The 17,708-nt window shown below is 60.3% G+C and carries 14 protein-coding genes; 8 read left to right on the top strand and 6 right to left on the bottom strand.

The annotated features are described in order from the left end of the window. Positions 1-205: 205 nt before the first annotated feature. The 3 genes from ACWNC0_RS14645 to ACWNC0_RS14635 all read left to right on the top strand — a co-directional run bounded on the left by ACWNC0_RS14645 (position 206) and on the right by ACWNC0_RS14635 (position 2,377). Entirely contained in the window at positions 206-526 is a 321-nt protein-coding gene (locus ACWNC0_RS14645) for a DUF736 domain-containing protein (RefSeq protein WP_449472579.1), read from the top strand. An 85-nt stretch (positions 527-611) separates the two neighbouring features. Further along, positions 612-1,511 (top strand): HEPN domain-containing protein, encoded by a 900-nt coding sequence (locus ACWNC0_RS14640; RefSeq protein WP_449472577.1) that lies wholly within the window; start codon positions 612-614, stop codon positions 1,509-1,511. Between the two features lie 2 nt (positions 1,512-1,513). Then, positions 1,514-2,377 (top strand): restriction endonuclease, encoded by an 864-nt coding sequence (locus ACWNC0_RS14635; RefSeq protein ID WP_449472575.1) that lies wholly within the window; start codon positions 1,514-1,516, stop codon positions 2,375-2,377. Between the two features lie 11 nt (positions 2,378-2,388). Here the strand turns inward: ACWNC0_RS14635 and ACWNC0_RS14630 are convergent, their stop codons facing one another. Next, entirely contained in the window at positions 2,389-2,589 is a 201-nt protein-coding gene (locus ACWNC0_RS14630; RefSeq protein ID WP_449472574.1) for a hypothetical protein, read from the bottom strand. Between the two features lie 197 nt (positions 2,590-2,786). Between ACWNC0_RS14630 and ACWNC0_RS14625 the strand changes: the two genes are divergently transcribed. The 5 genes from ACWNC0_RS14625 to rlxS all read left to right on the top strand — a co-directional run bounded on the left by ACWNC0_RS14625 (position 2,787) and on the right by rlxS (position 6,937). Further along, complete coding sequence (locus ACWNC0_RS14625) at positions 2,787-3,023, top strand: helix-turn-helix domain-containing protein (RefSeq protein WP_449472573.1); 237 nt, start codon at positions 2,787-2,789, stop codon at positions 3,021-3,023. Further along, positions 3,020-3,580, top strand: a complete 561-nt coding sequence (locus tag ACWNC0_RS14620) for a S26 family signal peptidase (RefSeq protein ID WP_449472572.1) — start codon at positions 3,020-3,022, stop codon at positions 3,578-3,580. Before ACWNC0_RS14625 ends, ACWNC0_RS14620 begins: the two co-directional genes overlap by 4 nt. Next, positions 3,568-4,164, top strand: a complete 597-nt coding sequence (locus ACWNC0_RS14615; RefSeq protein WP_449472571.1) for a lytic transglycosylase domain-containing protein — start codon at positions 3,568-3,570, stop codon at positions 4,162-4,164. Before ACWNC0_RS14620 ends, ACWNC0_RS14615 begins: the two co-directional genes overlap by 13 nt. 46 nt (positions 4,165-4,210) lie before the next feature. Next, positions 4,211-4,549: a hypothetical protein gene (locus tag ACWNC0_RS14610; protein ID WP_449472570.1), complete on the top strand. Its 339-nt coding sequence runs from the start codon at positions 4,211-4,213 to the stop codon at positions 4,547-4,549. Between the two features lie 405 nt (positions 4,550-4,954). Further along, entirely contained in the window at positions 4,955-6,937 is a 1,983-nt protein-coding gene (rlxS, locus tag ACWNC0_RS14605; protein WP_449472568.1) for a relaxase/mobilization nuclease RlxS, read from the top strand. 41 nt (positions 6,938-6,978) lie between these two features. Here the strand turns inward: rlxS and ACWNC0_RS14600 are convergent, their stop codons facing one another. The 5 genes from ACWNC0_RS14600 to ACWNC0_RS14580 all read right to left on the bottom strand — a co-directional run bounded on the left by ACWNC0_RS14600 (position 6,979) and on the right by ACWNC0_RS14580 (position 17,223). After that, positions 6,979-11,565 carry a hypothetical protein gene (locus ACWNC0_RS14600; RefSeq protein ID WP_449472566.1) on the bottom strand — a complete coding sequence of 1,529 codons (4,587 nt, stop codon included), beginning with the start codon at positions 11,563-11,565 and terminating at the stop codon, positions 6,979-6,981. A gap of 78 nt (positions 11,566-11,643) precedes the next feature. After that, positions 11,644-13,170 carry a hypothetical protein gene (locus tag ACWNC0_RS14595; RefSeq protein WP_449472565.1) on the bottom strand — a complete coding sequence of 509 codons (1,527 nt, stop codon included), beginning with the start codon at positions 13,168-13,170 and terminating at the stop codon, positions 11,644-11,646. A gap of 51 nt (positions 13,171-13,221) precedes the next feature. Next, positions 13,222-14,070 carry a hypothetical protein gene (locus tag ACWNC0_RS14590; protein WP_449472563.1) on the bottom strand — a complete coding sequence of 283 codons (849 nt, stop codon included), beginning with the start codon at positions 14,068-14,070 and terminating at the stop codon, positions 13,222-13,224. Next, positions 14,057-15,229 (bottom strand): UvrD-helicase domain-containing protein, encoded by a 1,173-nt coding sequence (locus ACWNC0_RS14585; RefSeq protein ID WP_449472561.1) that lies wholly within the window; start codon positions 15,227-15,229, stop codon positions 14,057-14,059. Before ACWNC0_RS14585 ends, ACWNC0_RS14590 begins: the two co-directional genes overlap by 14 nt. Continuing rightward, complete coding sequence (locus ACWNC0_RS14580) at positions 15,226-17,223, bottom strand: ATP-dependent nuclease (RefSeq protein ID WP_449472560.1); 1,998 nt, start codon at positions 17,221-17,223, stop codon at positions 15,226-15,228. Before ACWNC0_RS14580 ends, ACWNC0_RS14585 begins: the two co-directional genes overlap by 4 nt. Between the last annotated feature and the right edge of the window lie 485 nt (positions 17,224-17,708).

Raw genomic sequence — 17,708 nt, 5'->3', positions numbered from 1 at the left:
CCGGCCCCGCGAAACCATCGCGGACGGACCTATTTCCCCACCCGTGTGCCACGGGCTCCTCGCGGCCGCTTCGCTGCAAATAGCTCCATCGCTCCGGTCCTCCGCTCCCGCTTCGGCCCTTCGGGTTCGCGGGTCGGGCTTCTGCCGGTCCTTCGGTCGCGCCTGTCGCCCGAACGGTTCGGGCGCGAAGTCAAGGAGACGAGCAATGCCCGCAATCGGTTATGTCACCCGCAACGGCGAAGGCTTCAAGGGCCAGATCCGCACCCTTTCGATCCGCACCGAGGTCGAAATCGTACCCAACAGCCGCAAGTCCAGCGACGTCCAGCCCGATTACCGCGTGGTTTCCGGCGGTGCCGAGATCGGCGCGGGCTGGGTCCGCCGCAGCGAAATGTCCGGCAAGGATTATGTGTCGCTGAGCCTCGCGGCACCCGAGTTCGGTCCGCGCCGCATCTACGCCAATCTCGGCCGCGCCGCCGGCCAGGACGATGACGATGCCTTCGCCATCATCTGGAACCCGGCCGACTGAGGGACCGCCCCGCGCTCGCTCCGGCGGGCGCGGGGCTCACCCTTTTCATTGTCAGGGCGCGATAAATTGCTAGGATTCAAGGCAGATGAAAACCGACCTCAACCACCTCCCCGGCGGCAAGCAACGCGACCTGCAGCGTATCGTCGAAACCCTCTTCGCCGAGTTCGAGGATGCCACCAGCCTCGCCACGCAGAAGTGGAAGAAGCAAGGGCGTATCCTCAAGGTCATCCTCTACGGATCGCACGCGCGCGGCGACTGGGTGGCTGATCCGGTCGGCGGCTATTATTCCGATTATGACATACTGGTCGTGGTCAACGACGATCGGCTGACCGATCCGGTCGACTACTGGTACAAGGCCGAGGATCGCTTCCTGCGCGATTATAGCGTGACGAAAAAGCTGTCGGCGCCGGTCGGGCTGATCGTCCACAGCCTGACCGATGTGAACCAGCAGCTTTCGCGCGGCCGGCCCTTCTTCATCGATATCGTGCGCGACGGGATCGTGCTCTACGAACTCGGCACGCAGTCCTTCGATACGCCGAAGCCGCTGTCGCCCAAAGAGGCGAGGGAAGAGGCCCAGGTCTATTTCGACAAGTGGTTTGCCAGCGCAAGCGGCGCTTTGAAGGGAGCCAAATTCTATATCGCTGAGGGCGACAACAGCTGGGCTGCATTCCTGCTCCATCAAGCGACGGAGCACTTTTACCACACCGTGTTACACGTTCTGACGCTCTACAGCCCCAAGTCGCACAAGATCAATTTCCTCCGCGACAAGTCGGAGGACATCGCGCGCGATCTGATCCCCATATGGCCGCGCGACAGCAAATTCGTTCGCCGCTGTTTCGAGCTGCTGCAACAGGCCTATGTCAACGCACGCTATTCGCCGCATTACAAAATCACCGGCCCCGAACTCGAATGGCTCGTCGAGCGCATCGAACTGCTCCAGGCCGAGGTGAAGGCGGTCGCTGAAAAGCGTTTGGCAGAAGGGTAGGTATGAGCTCGATCAAAACGGCCGAACTCAATATGGTCGACGAGGTACTGCGGGGGGAAAGCAAAGGCTATATCCTGGACTTCTCGAACCGGACTTTCGCCGAGTTTTTTGAGGTGGAATTCGACATCGACCTCTATGGCGGTGACTATGAAGCTGAAGGCACGTCCAAGGCCAGTCATCTTCGAGCATTTCTGAAAACGGTTGATGACGCGACCGCCGCCCGCGTGCTGCGACGACTTTTCGATTACCGGCAGGCGCTACCGGTCCATCGTCGGCCGAACGAACGACCGCTTGGGGAGGGGCAGTTTCTGGCCCTCATCGACCGCTTGGAAAACGGTGGGGATGGAGCTGGCGTTGCGCCGACGCCGATTTTCAATCGTCAGAATTATGAGATTCTGCGCGATCGTCTCAACACCCTTTGGGATATGGATGCCCATCAACGCGGCTACGCGTTCGAGACCTACCTGAAAGAGCTTTTCGACGCTTTCAAGCTGCGCGCGAAAGAACCATTCAAGCTCAAGGGCGAGCAGATCGATGGCAGCTTCCAGCTCGGACATGAAACATATCTACTGGAAGCGAAATGGGTGCAGGAACCGGTCGGTGCCGATGTGCTGCATATTTTCCAGGGGAAGATTGACCAGAAGGCGTCATGGACGCGCGGGCTATTCGTCAGCTTTGGTGGCTTCACCGATGTTGGGCTGTACGCTTTCGGGCGGGCCAAGAAGGTCATTTGCATGGATGGCAGGGACATTTATGAGGCACTTGACCGCAATCTGCCGATCCACGAACTGCTTGAACGCAAAGTGCGTCACGCGGCAGAAACCGGTGAACCTTTTGCGCCGACCCGTAATCTTTTCCCGGGGTAAGTGAACGCGGTTCAGCCCGATCCGAACAGTTCGGGTTGCACCGGCGAGGACAACACGGCTCGGGCCTCCATGGCCGCACCGACCGCTTGGCGATAGTGGACTGTGCCGAATTTTTCGGCCTCGTCGAACGCCACGGGCGCCCATTCTTCGCCCGGATAACAGGCGTCATAGATCGCGCGCGCGGCGGCGCGCAGCCGCACATCGTGCTGCAATTTCCGTCTCCATCGATGTCGAATCGTCGCACGTGGCGACAAGGTGATTTATAGAACATAATAGGAACAAATTCGCAAGCCGCTAGAGGGTCGTTTTCGCCGTACGGCGTTTCCGACCCTGCCGAGGAGCCCCGCTCGCGGTCATCGATTGCGCACCATTCGGCGCAGAAACGCGCCGTGCAACGAGGTGCATATCGATGACCGAACCATCCGATGATGCCGCCAATGCGCGCGCCGCCCGCGCTCGTGGTGGCTCACCATTTTTGAGCCCGGATCAGGCGGCTTTTTATCTCGGCATGTCGTCCCGCACGCTGCAGGAGTATCGCACGGCGCGAACCGGTCCGCGGTTTCGCCGCCACAGCCGCCATATCCGCTATCATATCGACGATCTCGATGCCCTGGTCGCAGAGGCTGGGCGAGGCGGGCGGCGATGAATAACACCGCCATCCGGCGGATCGGCGATGCGCTCCGCGCCGCCCGTATACGCCGCCGTCGCCAAGGCCGGCGCATCGCCGCCTGTGCTGTGCTGATCGCTTCGCTCGGCGCCACCGTCATCGCTGTGCCGCGTCCGCGCCTGCTCTGGAATGCCAGCGCCAGCGCGCCGATCGGCCTGTGGCAAGTGACGCCCGATGCACCGCTTCGGCGCGGCGATATGGTGGTCGCCCGCCTCGCCGGACCTTGGCGTGGGTTCGCCGCGCGGCGACAATATCTTCCTACCAATGTTCCGCTCATCAAGCGCGTCGTCGCAGAGCCGGGCGACGAGATTTGCGCAACGGGCGCGGATGTATTCGTGAACGGACGCCGCGCTGCGATCGGTCGCGCGGTCGATGGGTCGGGTCGGCCGATGCCGCGATGGTACGGTTGTCGCGTGCTGCGTGACGGTGCGCTGCTGCTCCTGATGGACGATCCTGCGTCGTTCGACGGCCGCTATTTCGGACCGACGGCCCGCAACGACATCATCGGAAAGGCCGCGCCGCTATGGCTCCGTTGAAGTGCGCCGCCGCCGCGTTGCTGCTCTTCGCGGCAACGCCAGCCCACGCCGACCCCGTCGCACAATGGCAACCCCACATCGCCGAAGCATCGGCGCGGTTCGGCATTCCGGTTGCATGGATCGAGCGCGTCATGCGTGCCGAAAGCGGAGGGCGAACCATGCATCGCGGCCGCCCGACGACCAGCCGGGCAGGGGCGATGGGACTTATGCAGTTGATGCCGGGGACCTGGGCGGAAATGCGCGCCCGCCTCGGTCTCGGCTCCAATCCGCACGACCCGCGCGACAATATCCTGGCCGGAACTCTCTATCTTCGATTGATGCATGACCGCTTCGGTTATCCTGGCCTGTTTGCCGCCTATAATGCTGGACCGGCCCGCTATGCCGATCATCTCGCGACGGGACGACAACTCCCGGGTGAGACCCGCGCCTATCTGGTCACGGTCGCGGGAAGTGCTTCACCATCGATCAAGCCTGGGTCCGTGATGGGCACGCCTGCTCGAACATTGTTTTTTCCTCTGTCATCCTCTTCGCCGAAACCACGTCCCGAATACCTGTTCGTGCCGATCCGGACACCGGTTGAATAGCTTCACGAGGTTCATAATCGTTGGCGCGGGAGCAGGCGGCGAGGAAATGAATCCGCTCAGTCATTCCAAGGATACCGGGGTGGAACGGGCCGCCTCAAGGACGACGGGGCCCCACCATTTTGCTTCGCAAAATCGTTGCCCCCATCGCCGCTGGCGCGGCCGCTTCGCGGTCCTTGACCCGGCCCGCTCCACCCCGGGCGACGGCCTCATCTTTCGCAAGATGATGGAGGCTGGAATGTCGATTGAACAGCATATCGAGGAACTTCGCGCCGAGCTCAACGCGTGCTGGAACCGGCGTGAATCGAAACAGATCGCAGTGGAATTGCGGACAGCTCTCAAGGAATTCGAGCAGCAAAAAGAGGCGGCAGATAGAGACATTGAATAACAGAAATCGCGCTCGAAACCGTGTCGATGAGACGTGGTTTCGGGCGCTTTTTCTTGTTCGCGGTGGAAGGTGCGGTCGCCGGTGTTTCCTGTGTGTCGCTAGATGACCGGGCGCGACTAGCAGGCTCTGTGCGGATTTGGAGACAGCAGGAATTGGTCGCGGTGGAAGGAAGAAAGGGGAAGGCAAGATGAAGCAATGGTGCCGGCTCTCCGAACCAGCATCATAAGCTACTGTCTGCACATCGTTTTTCTGGCCATACACAGAGGGTATTTGGCACCAAGACAGTGCGCATGGTGCCAAGCAGGCTTCAACCCGGCGCGGATGCTCGGATATTTTGGCACCGGTTTTCAATGCGTTTCGTCGCGGGCATGCTGCCATATTCCTCCCCATTTCGAATGACCTGCCATGAGCGATCAAGATGATTTCGAACCCCGATTGGGCCGGATGCGCGCCCGCGGTAGCGGCAAGGAAAAGAAGTATCTTCACCGCATTCTTGCCGCCGCCAATCTGGCTCGTGCCGGTAGGCCTGGTCCTGCCCGCAGCAAGCGCTTCGACGGCAGCCGGATCGGTCGCGGCTCGGGGGTCGGCCGGGTGCTCGCCAGCCGGGATATCTATGCAGCGTTCCGACACCGGCGGGTGATCGTCAAATCCCGTATCGTCAAACTCGCCGGTAAGGGGAGGGCGGCGGCGCAGGCACATCTGCGCTACATCGAACGCGACGGTACGACCCGCGATGGCGGGCGCGGTCAGCTCTATGGTCCAGAGGCTGATCGGGTCGACAGGAAGGAGTTTCTGGGGCGCGCGCATAGCGATCGTCATCAATTCCGCTTCATCGTCTCGGCGGAGGACGGCGCCGAATATCAAGATCTCAAGCCGCTGACGCGGCGGCTGATGGAGCGGATGGAAGAGGATCTCGGCACCAAACTCGATTGGGTCGCGGTCGACCATTTCAACACGGCCCACCCGCACACACATATCGTCGTTCGCGGCAAGGACGATCGGGGCAAGGACCTGATCATTGCCCGCGAGTATATTACGGGAGGTATACGCGAGCGTGCTGCCGAGCTGGTCCACCTTGATCTTGGCCCCCGTTCCACCGACGCAATCCAGATGAGACTTCGTGGAGAAATCGAGCAGGAGCGGCTCACGAGCATCGATCGGGCTTTGCTGCGCGAAGCGGAAGCCGATGTTCTCGTGAGCTCGGCGGCGCGAGGCGCGTTGGATCAAACGATCCGCATGGGACGTCTCCGTAAGCTCGAGCGGATGGGGCTCGCGGAGCAGGTCGGCGCAGCCCATTGGCGGATATCGCCGGACCTTGCGGAAACTCTGCGCCGCATGGGCGAACGCGGCGACATCATTCGTACGATGCAGCGAGCTTTTGCCGCGCGAGGGCAAGCGCCCGCGATTTCGGATCAATCGATCTATGACCCGATGGCAGAGAGCGTGCGCCCGATTGTCGGGCGCATCCTCGAACGCGGATTGTCCGACGAGATCAATGACCACCACTATCTACTGGTCGAAGCAACGGACGGGCGTACTCATTATGTCGAGATCGGCAAGGGCGAACATGTCGACGCACATTCCACCGGAGCAATCGTGCGGGTGGAACCCGCCGCGTTTGGCGTACGAGATTCCGATCGTACCGTTGCGGAAATCGCAACGGCGAATGGCGGCCGCTACGATGTCGATCTGCACCTGCGTCACGATCCATCCGCGACGGAGGCGTTTGCCGAGGCCCATGTCCGTCGCCTGGAGGCGATCCGCCGGCTGACTGGCGGTGTCGCTCGCGAGGCTGATGGAACTTGGACCATCGCGTCCGACCATCTTGCGCGCGCGGCTGCTTATGAGGCGGCGCGTGCAAAGGATCGACCGGTCACGGTGGAGATGCTCTCGCCGCGACCGCTGGAGCATCTCGTTGGCGCCGATGCCGTGACGTGGCTCGATCGCGAATTGATCTCCGGCGAAGAGATGCCACTACGCGACGCCGGTTTCGGACAGGACGCGCGGGAAGCTCAGGGCGGCCGCCGACAATGGCTTATCGCTGAGGGGCTTGCACAGGAAACCGGCGGGTTGATCACCTATCGACCCGACATGATTGAGACGCTGCGGCGGCGCGAGTTGCTGCGGGTCGGCGCGCAGCTCTCGAAAGAGCTCGGTCTCCCGTTCGCGGAAACCGGGCGAGGCGGGCGGGTAGCTGGCATCTATCGCCGGCATGTCGATCTGCTGAGCGGCCGCTACGCGTTGATCGAGAAATCGCGCGAATTCACGCTCGTGCCTTGGCGCCCCGTCCTCGAGCGTCAGGTTGGCAAAAACGTATCCGGGATGGTTCGCGGCGACGGCATTGGCTGGAGCTTCGGGCGCGGAAGAAGTGGGCCAAGCATTTCATAACATGGCCAGCGGCGGAAACCATCGATTTGCTTTTCGTCAGATCAGCGGTGCGCAAGGAATTCCGCCAGTTGATCGGCATTGGGTTCCTTATGTTCGAAATGAAACTGGCCGCTAATCGCGGAGCCATCGAATCGGTAAATACCCCAGTACTCGAGATGTCCTCCCCAGCCCCGCCGATGGGGGCGTCCTCCATGCGCGCTCTTTTCGCCCGTGAATACCCAGACCAACTCCAGGTCATCCCGCGCAAGCAGCGCGCTCAAAGCGGTGCGATCTACTACTGCCGCACTGTGACCAGCAGTCTCAGATGATGGGTCTTTGAACAGGACTTGGCCCTGCGCGTCGCAATATGAGAGTGAATGGCCTTCCGCGAGACGCAGATCGAGGCCTCTCATCAGGCGCGGACCCGGGATGGTGAGATTGAAGCTCTCTTCGATCGAATAGTTGTGGCCCGAGCGCTCGACATATCGATCTGCGATGGTGCCGAAGACCTCGATTTCAGGCCTGCCGATATGCCACTCTCCACGCAGGTTATCGTAGACGGAATGCCAAGGATACTCTCCGAGATAAGCCCACCAAGGCAGCTCGATCTTGGGCAAGTGGTCCCGATCTCGTTCAGATCGGGACAAGTGGCGTATCAGATGATCGGCATTACCTCTCGGAACCAACAGCGAGTGTATCTTGTGCCACGTCATGCGGATGAAGACGCGTTCGCCTTCATCCATTACAGATTGGTTCCGGGTAGCGCCCATCTCTAGGACGAGCCAGCGTCGACCGTCGAGATCAGCGACGTCCAGCTGTGCGGTAGGATTCGGTATGTCGAGGCTCTCGTCGCGCATCCAGGCCAGGCGGGCTTGCGGCGGGTCTTCGCGCCAGCGTGGCGCGTGTGGCGACCACCAAGTCGCAGGCTGCCTGCTCGTGTCACGTTGTTCGGTGCGAGTGACGAGAATAGTTGGGTCCATTTCGCGGGTATCGACCTGCCAAGGTCCGCGATAGGGCTGCGGTTCCTCGTTGAAGCCGCCATCCACCGCGACGAGGTCGGAGAGCCGACCGGTCAACTCATGATAGGCGATCCACTGGTATTTTTTGCCAATCCGCTCGACGCGATGTTCCATGCTACCACGGCTGGGCATGTGTCGCTCGAAATTGGCAAAGCGTTCAGACGTCCATCCAAGGTCATGCGCGCGCCATGCGATCCATCGTCGAGCTTTTAGGCCGTTGTAGTTCGGATGCCTCGCCGATGCCTCCGCGTCCCACATCACATGCTCCACCCAACCTTGGGCGTAAATCTCATAGTCGTGACGTTCGGCGTCATTCAGCAGCGCCTTGAACGCGCTCGACGCAACGCCGCGCTCCCTCTCAATGTCCTTTCGGTTTGGAGTCCCCTCCTCAACATCGTTGTCATCTGCGGCGTCGTCCAGCCACCTGCTAAAATCATCATGAGGTATGGAGCTCAACTGCCCCGAGAGATCGATGACGCGTTGAAGAGAAGTCTCACGTTCGGGATGCGGTGCTACCACTCGCGCATACCATTCATCATATCGTACCTCGATCGCGCGGCCGACTTCGTTTCGCGGAAGTTCGAGAAACTTCTGCGCGAGCGGGTCAACCTCGTAGCGCGCAAAATCACCATCTTCGACCGTAGAACTCCTGATGTCATCGCGCAGAGACGTGCCGCCATAGTCTTGAACGAAACTCCCTATCACTTCGTCGTCGATCAGTTCGAGTGGTGGGCCGGCAGGATAGGGTGGCCTCGCCCGATCAAGGGGAACGCTGGAGGGTAACGCGCCCCGATGGGCGGCAAGCTCAATTATGCCGAGCGCATGATCACGGATCAGAGCGTGGACGGGAATCGGATTTTTCGCAAAAACCGCAGCGTAGGCGGCCTCCGCGAGCGTCGCGAGACCGCTATTGCAGTGGCTGCGCGTCGCGGCACCATAGGCTGCAGCAAGCACGCGATCGACGACATAGGCATCATTCACCTCAGCAAACCGCTCGATGAGGTACGCGGCGAGCGCGCGCCTCGACACTAACAATACGGCCAACGCCTTCGTTGCCATATCGCGAACGACCCGATGGCTAAGGCTCGTGAGCCAAGCGAGCGTCATCCCCGCCAACCTCGCTCGCTCGGGATCGAGCACGTTCAGGCCATTCGCAAGGACCCACCGGACTAGCGTCTCGATCACATTGTCGTCTTCTTGGGTTAGATAGGTAGCGCGTACCGACCAAAGTTCGTCGCGTTCGGGCAGGGACAGAGGGCGCAACCAGGCATCAAGGTGATCCGCGTTGAAGGGATTGCTGGGCTCCGTGGCGATCGCGATCATGGTCTCCAGCCAGAGATCGCCTTCCACATAATCCGCAAACCGCTCGAGCATCTGGATCGTTTGGGCACTGAAAGCTTCTGGGCGTCGCCACAGCAGGCTCGCGCGAAAACCCGGAAGGAGATTGTATAGCGTGAAATCGTCGTCGATCAGCTCCATAAGCTCAACCCCGAAGCGTTCGGGTAGCTGAACAGCGAATGCCTCCGCGATACCGGCGAAACGTGAAGCATTTTGCCCGGTCACATAGGCCAGTAGCGCACCGTCTGGCGAAAATGCGGAGCGAGGGTCGCCATTAGTGATGGTCGCGTCCAGCAAAGCCTGTGCTATGCGATGGTCGCTCAACCGCTCGAAGGTAAAGCGGACCATCTCGGTCGTCGCGGCCCCTTCGATCACCGGCTCGACCGTGAGGACACCTTCGTTTTCCAGCTGGAAGAAAAGACTTTGTTCGGTCTGGTTCTGTGACGGGTGTAGGCCTTGGAGTAGCTCTAGCACCTCGGCGACAGGCAAATAGCCGCTACGTGCGTCAACCATCGCCTCCGTTAGCTTGGCCAGCGCACGCTCGACGATCTGCAGTCGCGGGAACAGGCCCATGCGCGACGTAATTGCCTCTGCGATGGCTTCAAAGTAAAAATCAAATACGCCGGAAACGCCGACAAGGCCGCGCGGAAGTTCTTGCTCGCCGCGGCGTTCGAGCGCGTCGCAGCAAGTACGGAGGAATAGTGGGTTCTCGAACTCGGGTGAAAAATTTGGCGCTGCCATGCGAACGATGCCACGATGATCGAGATAGCGTTGTGCGGCCTCCGCTGCGCGTCCAGCGAATCCCGGATGCGCGAGGCGTGGCAATGCGGTTTCGTCCAACTCGCGGACAATGAAGGGTAGAAATGTCGTGCGGCACGAGAGCACGACTGCGACATGCGAAAAGCGATTGGCGGTCGCAAGAAATGAGGCCAACCGACTGGACCATATGCCAATCCCACCGCGTTCGTTGATTGCGTCGATCACGACGAGCGCGCGTGTGCCGGCGGCCTCGCCGGCGGCATCCAACGCGCCGAGAATAACGTCCGGAGTTGCGTTGGTAAGGCCCAGCTGATCGGCGACTTGGCGCCAAGGTTCTCCCTCAACGAAGCCTCCGCCAAGGACGAGCACCGCGGGGAAGCCTTGGGTGATGTGATGATCGGCCACATCGGCGAGGAGATGCGATTTGCCGACCCCGGCATCGCCGGTGAGGAGAAGGCGGCGAGCATTCGCCAAGTGGCTGATTGGCGCCTTAATCGATTTCGAGAGAGCGCCTAGCGCCTCATATAGGCGATCCGCATAGTCGTGCGCCCGCCTTATCTCTTCGCGGTCACCGCCCGGTTGGCCGCGTAAGTTCCAGATCGCTGCAGCACAAACACCCAACGTCGCGATTGCTTGATCGATTGCTTGGCCCCATGTGTCAAAGGGCACCGCATCCGTAGGGCCTAGCTCGGTCGATCGGACGAGAGTGCTTATCGCGCGCAGTTGGGTATCAAGAGCTGCTCCGGACGCGGATGCAGGTCCGGCGGCGAGCAACCGGTCGATGCAGTCGGTAGCACGGTGCCTGGCTTCATCGATATTGTCCGCGAGGCGTCGGAGCCCGTCGATAAAGGCCGGATCGCGCGCGATAGCCAGCAATCCGTTCCGAACAGGCAACTCAATGTTGAGTTCCGGCGTGTAGCGTTTACCGAGCGTTTCGCGGGTGATCTGGAAACGTGTCCGGAACCATTGGGGTGCGAAGTGCAACGTATCGAACCAATATTGGCGGCGGCCGGCGTGGCGAGGATCGGTTCGTGACAAGCGCTCTATGAGTTGAGTTTCGTCCCAAAGCTCAATTGTGACGACGCGCGGGAAGATGGCGCTCGTACGGGCTTCCACCCAGGCGTCCCAGCGATCGCGTTCGGAAGTCCTGCCGTCGATGCGTCCATCCGACAGATTGAAGGGCAAGCACACAATGAAATGTGCCAGCCGAGGATGCCGGTCGATAGCTCGCGTAAAGGAGTCCGTCAGTTGCGAGGCTTCGCCGCTACCCAAGGCAAAGAAATACTTGGCTTGCCAGCCTGTCTCTGACCCATTGGCTTCGACGCGGTAACACTCGAGTCCTGCATCTGCGCCCGCTCCCTTGCGATGGAAGGGCGCATTCGACGGATTCTCCAAGGCCGCCAGTTGGCATGTGAGCTCCTCGAACCCCCCATGTTGGCTGCCGTGATGGGGGCGTATGACGCGAAAGTCGATGGTCGGCGAAGGCATAGGTTCTTTAGTTCTTCCGTTGATGGCGAGCCGCGGCAAGATCATCTGAAATGCCGCTTTCGTAAGGGACAATGCCGTTGGACCCGTCCCTAAACCGCGGCGTGAGGTTGGCCATATCATCCGTCATGTGATGGTAAGCCCTTGCCACGGGTCCTCGATGCCGATCCGCTCGGCTTCGTCGAGCATGTACGTCAGTTCTTCGTCGAGATCGTCTTCTACGCCGAAGTCTTCTGCGTACAGCGTGCGGAGCGCCGCCCAGGCGTGTTTCTCATCGTTTCCATATTTTTCGAGAAGCCGCCGATAATTGTCGCGGCATCCCACCACGGTGTTGAAATGTGCCCAGTACCGGTGGGTTTCTGCAAAAAGAGGTAAGCTGTAACGCGCTCGTTCGGCAGCACGAGACCAGTCGATGGCATGTGCCTCGTTCGGTGCGAAGGTCGCGACGGCGCGAAAGTCTTCAATCTGAAAATGCCCGCCCGCCGCCGAGATGTCAGGATGTCGACTCTTCACTCCAGGTAGGATCGCCGCACAATCGTGGCAGACAAGATGGTGTTCGTGCCGCAGAATGAATGGTGTCTTGGAAACCTCCGCCATTTCGTCATCGTCGTCGTCCCAAGGCTCGGCGAGGATATATTCGACATGGCGTAGAAGTCTGCCCGTCCAATCGCGCTTGGGGTTCTTGGACTTGCGCATGATCGCTCCGCGATCTCTTTCGCATCCCGAGCACTGCCAGTCGGTCGGCGCGGCGTTCCAGAGCTGGGGCGCGCCACCACCGTCGTGCTTCGCAATCTCCTCCGGCGTCGGTCGGACCAAGGGACCCTTGGGGCGCTTCGGATTGGTGGCGACACCATCGCGGGAAATCGATCTGGCGACGAAGTTATCGATGTCGCCTGAGATCACACTGTTCATGCCCGGACAGTCGCGGAGGAACCATCGGTGGAGATAGCCATGCATTCCGAGTGGCTTGGGCACTCCGGCAGGAGGCAGATTGCCTCGCTCGCAAGTCATCCCGCCGTTGATGAGATGGTCGGCGAGCATCTCGACGATGGCCACGCGCCGCTCGAAATCCTCGTGGACTTCTAGGAAAATCGACCGAGCGGCCGCAAGGTCGATCTCATGTTCGCGATTAGGCTTGGTCCTGACGAAGCGGCGAATTTCGCTGGGGCGAAAGCTGAATGCGCGAGGGATATCCCGCATCTGCCTTTTTACTTGGCCGTCCGCAGCATTGCAGTCGATGCAAATGATGCTGGGCTCGAAGCGCGCGACGAGGCGAGCGCCGAACTTTTCGAGATGGGCAGAATCCAGCGGTGCAGAATCCAGCCATTTGTTTCCGAGATGCTCGTGAAGTATCGTCTTGAACAGGTCGGTCAAATGATCGTGATGAATATCAAGGCGAGCTAGCAGCACTCTTTTGGAGGTCAGCCGTATGAGATCGCGCTTCACGCGTTCGCAGCCGGGGCATTTCCATGTAGGCGAGCAAGAGGCCCAATTCTCATCGAGGTCCAGTTGATCGGTCTGGAAGCGTGCGAGTGCATTCTTGATCTCGGTCGACCAGCGTCCGTCACGATCGAAGTAGAGGGATTCTAGCTGTTCATCACCGAGCGATGCGAGAATTGGAACATCAAACGCTACTTTATGCCAATCGACCATGGTCTGCCTTGCATTTTCGGCTGTAGTTGAGGGCGGCGCAGGTCAGCTTGGTCAGCGACGCCATTGAAGCTTCCTATCCACGACATCGCCGATAGCCCAGTCGCGCGCGGTAACGCGCGCAAGATCGGCGTCGCTGCAGGTTGTCGCGCGCATTGCAACGCATAGGAGATCGGTCGGGCGCGTCATTGCCACATAGTGCTGTTTGAGGCTGCTGCGCAGATTGACACCGCGCTCGGCGGGTTTGATGCCGGTACGTTCTCCGGTGAGCCAGGCTTTGATCCGGGCTAGGTGCGATCCATTGTAATGGGTGTCGAGGATCAGCGTAGCTTTATGCGTTTCGCCCTTCACGGAGTGGATGGTACCCACCTTCACTTCGACGACGGGCTCGGCCGTCTCAAGGCTGAATATATTGCCGTGCCGTAGAGGCTTGCCGTTTTCGGATGGAACGTCTGCAACCCAATCGAGAAAGCCATTTGGTGGACCGGCCTCTGCTCCCTGCAAAAGCGGTTGGACGATACGCAGGATATGGCCGCACCATTTTTGCCACTCTTCAGCGCTGGTCGGACGACGACCGGTCGCGAGAGCAAAGGTCATCCCGAGATAACGTTCGCGCATAGCGTCTTGGTCACCCAGAAGGGCGATGATCTGGCGATGCCGGCTTGTTCGCCGAGGATAACGCACCGCGGGATTGAGGATTTCGGCGAGGCACAGCATCGCCTCTGCCACGCGCTCAACGACAAAATGGATATCTGTTGCACCACGCCGCTCCGCGTGTCCGCGATCGACGAAATCTAGAAACCGCCGCGGCCGCTTGTCGTTGGCAACTAGTCTCTGGTCATAGTCCGGCCAATAATGAGCGATGCAAGTCGGGCTGTTGTCATTGCCATTATCGCGCTGCACGGATCCGACTGCTGCGAAGACCGAAGTCGCGACGTTCGTCGGGTGAAAAACGCTCGCTGATGAGGTGGGCGTAGGCTGGAAGAACTTGGGTCGCATGCGCGGGATCGAAAAGCATGAGCACGAGCGGCGTGTGTTTCGGATGCCCGTTCTTGAGCCCGATCAATCCTGGCGTCTCAATTGCGACGGGGTTGGCAGCATCGGCGATTCGTTGGCAGAAACGGTGGCTGTTAGGAATGGGAATCTGGTCGGCGGCGACCGGAAATCGGTCAGTCGCCACCTCGCCGGCGTCCTTGTGCGAACCGAAGATCGCTTGATTCATGTCGCCGAAGCGGTGCCTTAGCACCGCTGCGTCGCCGTCGCGAAAGATGCGGTACAGGAGTTTAGACTGGTCTTCCTGATTGTCCTGGACCTCGTCGAGGAAGAGGATTGGGAAGCGTTGCCGGATCGAAGCGACGAGCCCGGGCATCTGATCCAGCGCGTCGGACGCCCAGAGAAAGAGGTCGCCATGGCAGAAGAAGCCGTCTCTGGCCGCCTCGCGGCAAGCTTCGACCATTTTGACATAGGTATCTGTAGTGCGGCCGAGCAGCGAACCTTTGACCCAGCGCACATCTCCTAGGCCAAAGTTCGTATCAAGGATTTCAAGCGATGCGGGCGTCTTGCCGTTCTTTTCCAGAGAGAAGCGCGCATTGCCAAGTTTTGACCAACGCCGCGCTTGACAGAGATCGTCGTCGACCACTCGGACGTCGAGACCCTGCGAGCGCATCCAGGGTAGTGCGATGAAGCGGTTGATGAAGCCGTGGATGGTGCCGACAAAATGGGGGTAGCCGAGCATCGCCTGGCCGACGGAATTGTCGCGGAGCCGCTTCTCGATCTCGACCCTAGCAACATTGGTGTGTGAGAGGACGCAAATTCCCTGGCCGCTGTGTCGCCAATGGCGGGCGAGGATCGCTAGCTTGGCGACGAGCAAGGTCGTCTTTCCACTTCCGGGACAAGCTGGAACGTCGATCGAGCGCGCCGCGCGCAGGACCTCGAGGCGCGGATCTGTGCCATCTGGGCCGGCAAAGGCCTCGGGCCCAAGTCCCAATAGGGCTTGCGCCCACGCGATATCGGCGTCTGAAACCAGGTCCTCGAGGCTCTTCGGATCGAACGCGTCGCTCATGGGTGTGCGATTACGTCCTCAAAGGGTACGTCCTCCGGTTCAGCGGGTTTGTTGCCGGTTGCGTGGTCGATCGCGTCGACGAGATAGCGCGGGAGATGCGCGCGCAATTGCTCTGGGGTTAGGTGCCCAGGCCTTTTCGGCCGATCAAGGATAGCTGCCAGATATTGCGCGGCGACCGCCTTGGACGCCCCCTCGTGAAAGAGGCGGTAAATTGCAGTCGCACGCTCGGGTTCTGCCAGCTTGGCGAGTTCCACGTAAGCGCGCGCGGCGGCCGTCAGTACCTGCTTTCGGGTAGTCGTCCCGCGATGAATGCGCGCATCCGCTGCAGCCAGCGATGCCGCGAGCCAGACCTGTCGCCCGAGACCGGCAATAGCCAGGTCATATTCTAGGGTCCAGTGATCTGAAACGAAGGTCCTCACGTTCTGGCCATTGGCGCGCTCGGCGATCTGATGCCGGCGTTCAGCGAGTTCCTCAGCGGTAAAACTGCCATGCTGCCGCCATTTGGCCCGCGGAGGACGCTCACCGTTCTCGAGGAGCAGCCCCAGCATGGCCGGCGCACAATCAGGCATCACGTCCATATCGGCAACGCAAGCTACGGGGAGATCGATAATGCCGGCTTCAGGGTGTCGCCGCTGAAAGATCCGCGCATATCGTGCGAGGCCGGTTCCGCCCACATTCACGACCGACACGCCATACGCAGATAGATCGCGACCAATGAGCCGCGCGAGCGTCGGTAGGAGGATCGCTTCCCCGTCGCCCTCGACGATAAGAACGCCCCGCGAGAAGAAGAGGTTAGCTTTGGTGGCATCAAGGAAGCGTTCGAGGAACGCATAGTCGCTTGCATGGAGTAGCGTATGTTCGGGGCCAAGCGGAAAGGCCTTACCGCCACGTACGAGGACGAGGCTCGTCAGCGGGAGCGACGCCGCGAAGGTGGGACTGTGCGTAGTCATCACGACCTGCAGCGCTGTAGCACCTTTCGCGTCGAGAGCGGCTTTCTCTTTCAGGAATTCGACCAGTCGAATCTGCCGTTGGGGGTGGAGGTGGGCCTCGGGTTCCTCGATCAGGAGAGCCGGAAAACCTTCACTCTCCTGCGAGAGGAGCAGCAACTCAGACGCCATGAACAGAAGATTGTTGGATCCGAGGCCGCGACCCGGTGGCGGGTCCACAACATCATCGTCGCGCAGTTCAAGCTCGAGTTTCTCGAGTAGTTGGCGGAGCCGCGCTGTATCTTCCCCGCGAGCACCACCGACCGAAATTTTGCCACGCAACGTGTCGCCTGTGAAGGACAGCTTAGCGAGGTAATCGCTGTTAAGCTTATTGCGGGCGTTGCGTACCCCGCCTTGGCCTTCGAGAAGATGATTGGCGAAATCACCAATCCCAAGCACGCTGAGTTTGGCCGGGTCATCAGGCATTGCATCTGGGTTGAAGGGATCGCCATCGCCGGTGACGAGCGGTGTTTGCTGGAGAATCTGCGATAGACGGGATCCACGCCCTGCAGAGAGCGCTTGATCGGCATCGCGAAGCGGACGCAAATAGGTCGCGCAGAGCAATGCGCGCGCAGCAGCGTCGAGCAAGGGGCCGTCCCCTTTCGCCCCGGAACGGCATTCTACCGTGGTGAACCTACGTGCGGGACCGCGGTTCCCGGCAATGGCACGCCAATGCAGGATGAGCGAAGGTTTGTCGCCGTCATAGGTCAGAAATTCAAGGAACGCACCGCGGTCCCCGGTGCTAAGGTCTGCGAACCGGAGCATGACGCGGATTTCTCGCCTAGTCTCGACGCGGCCGGGAGGTTGGTGAAAATCGGCCTCGCCGACCCGAAAATAGTCCTGTCCACGCGTGCCGAGTACGAGGCGAAGAGCGTCGATGATCGCAGTCTTGCCGCTGTCATTTTCGCCGACGAAGGTTGCGATGCCTGCTGGCAACGTCGCGCGAAGTGCCGCGCCACCTTCGCCGAAGCCACGAAAATTCTCAATTTCGATCTGTACCAGCCGCACGCCGTAGCCCCGCCCCAAATGACACCCCGTACGGTGACAATATCGCGATGGAGCGGCAGATACCACGAAAAGTCACGCGCGAAGCCCGGCGCTACATCTATCGTTCCTGATACTTCTAAAGAGTAGGTCGCAAGGCTTGAGATTGTGGTCACCTTCTAGCCTTTCTCGTATTTTCAATACGAGTTGGCGAAGTACATCAGATGAACAAAGTTAGTGATCGGCTCCTAGATGGCAGCCCGCCCCTGACAACCGAAGTTACTCCGCACAACATTGAGAATAGCGGCATAGCTATGCCCACATGCGATCAATGCCGTGACTCATACAAATCTGAAAATGAGTGGCGACGGACGTCGAGTGGTTAAGGCGAATGCGGATTTCAGCGCGGTACGGCGCGTAGTGGCGCCCCAAGGACGTAATTTTCTCCGAGAACCTATTGGTCGATCCTCAAGGGCATGAACCGGGGCGGTGTCCGCCTGCCGGCGGAG

The organism is Sphingobium chungangianum (genome assembly GCF_977014255.1).
Note: the sequence above shows the minus strand (reverse complement) of the source record. Positions and strands in the feature narration are given on the sequence as shown.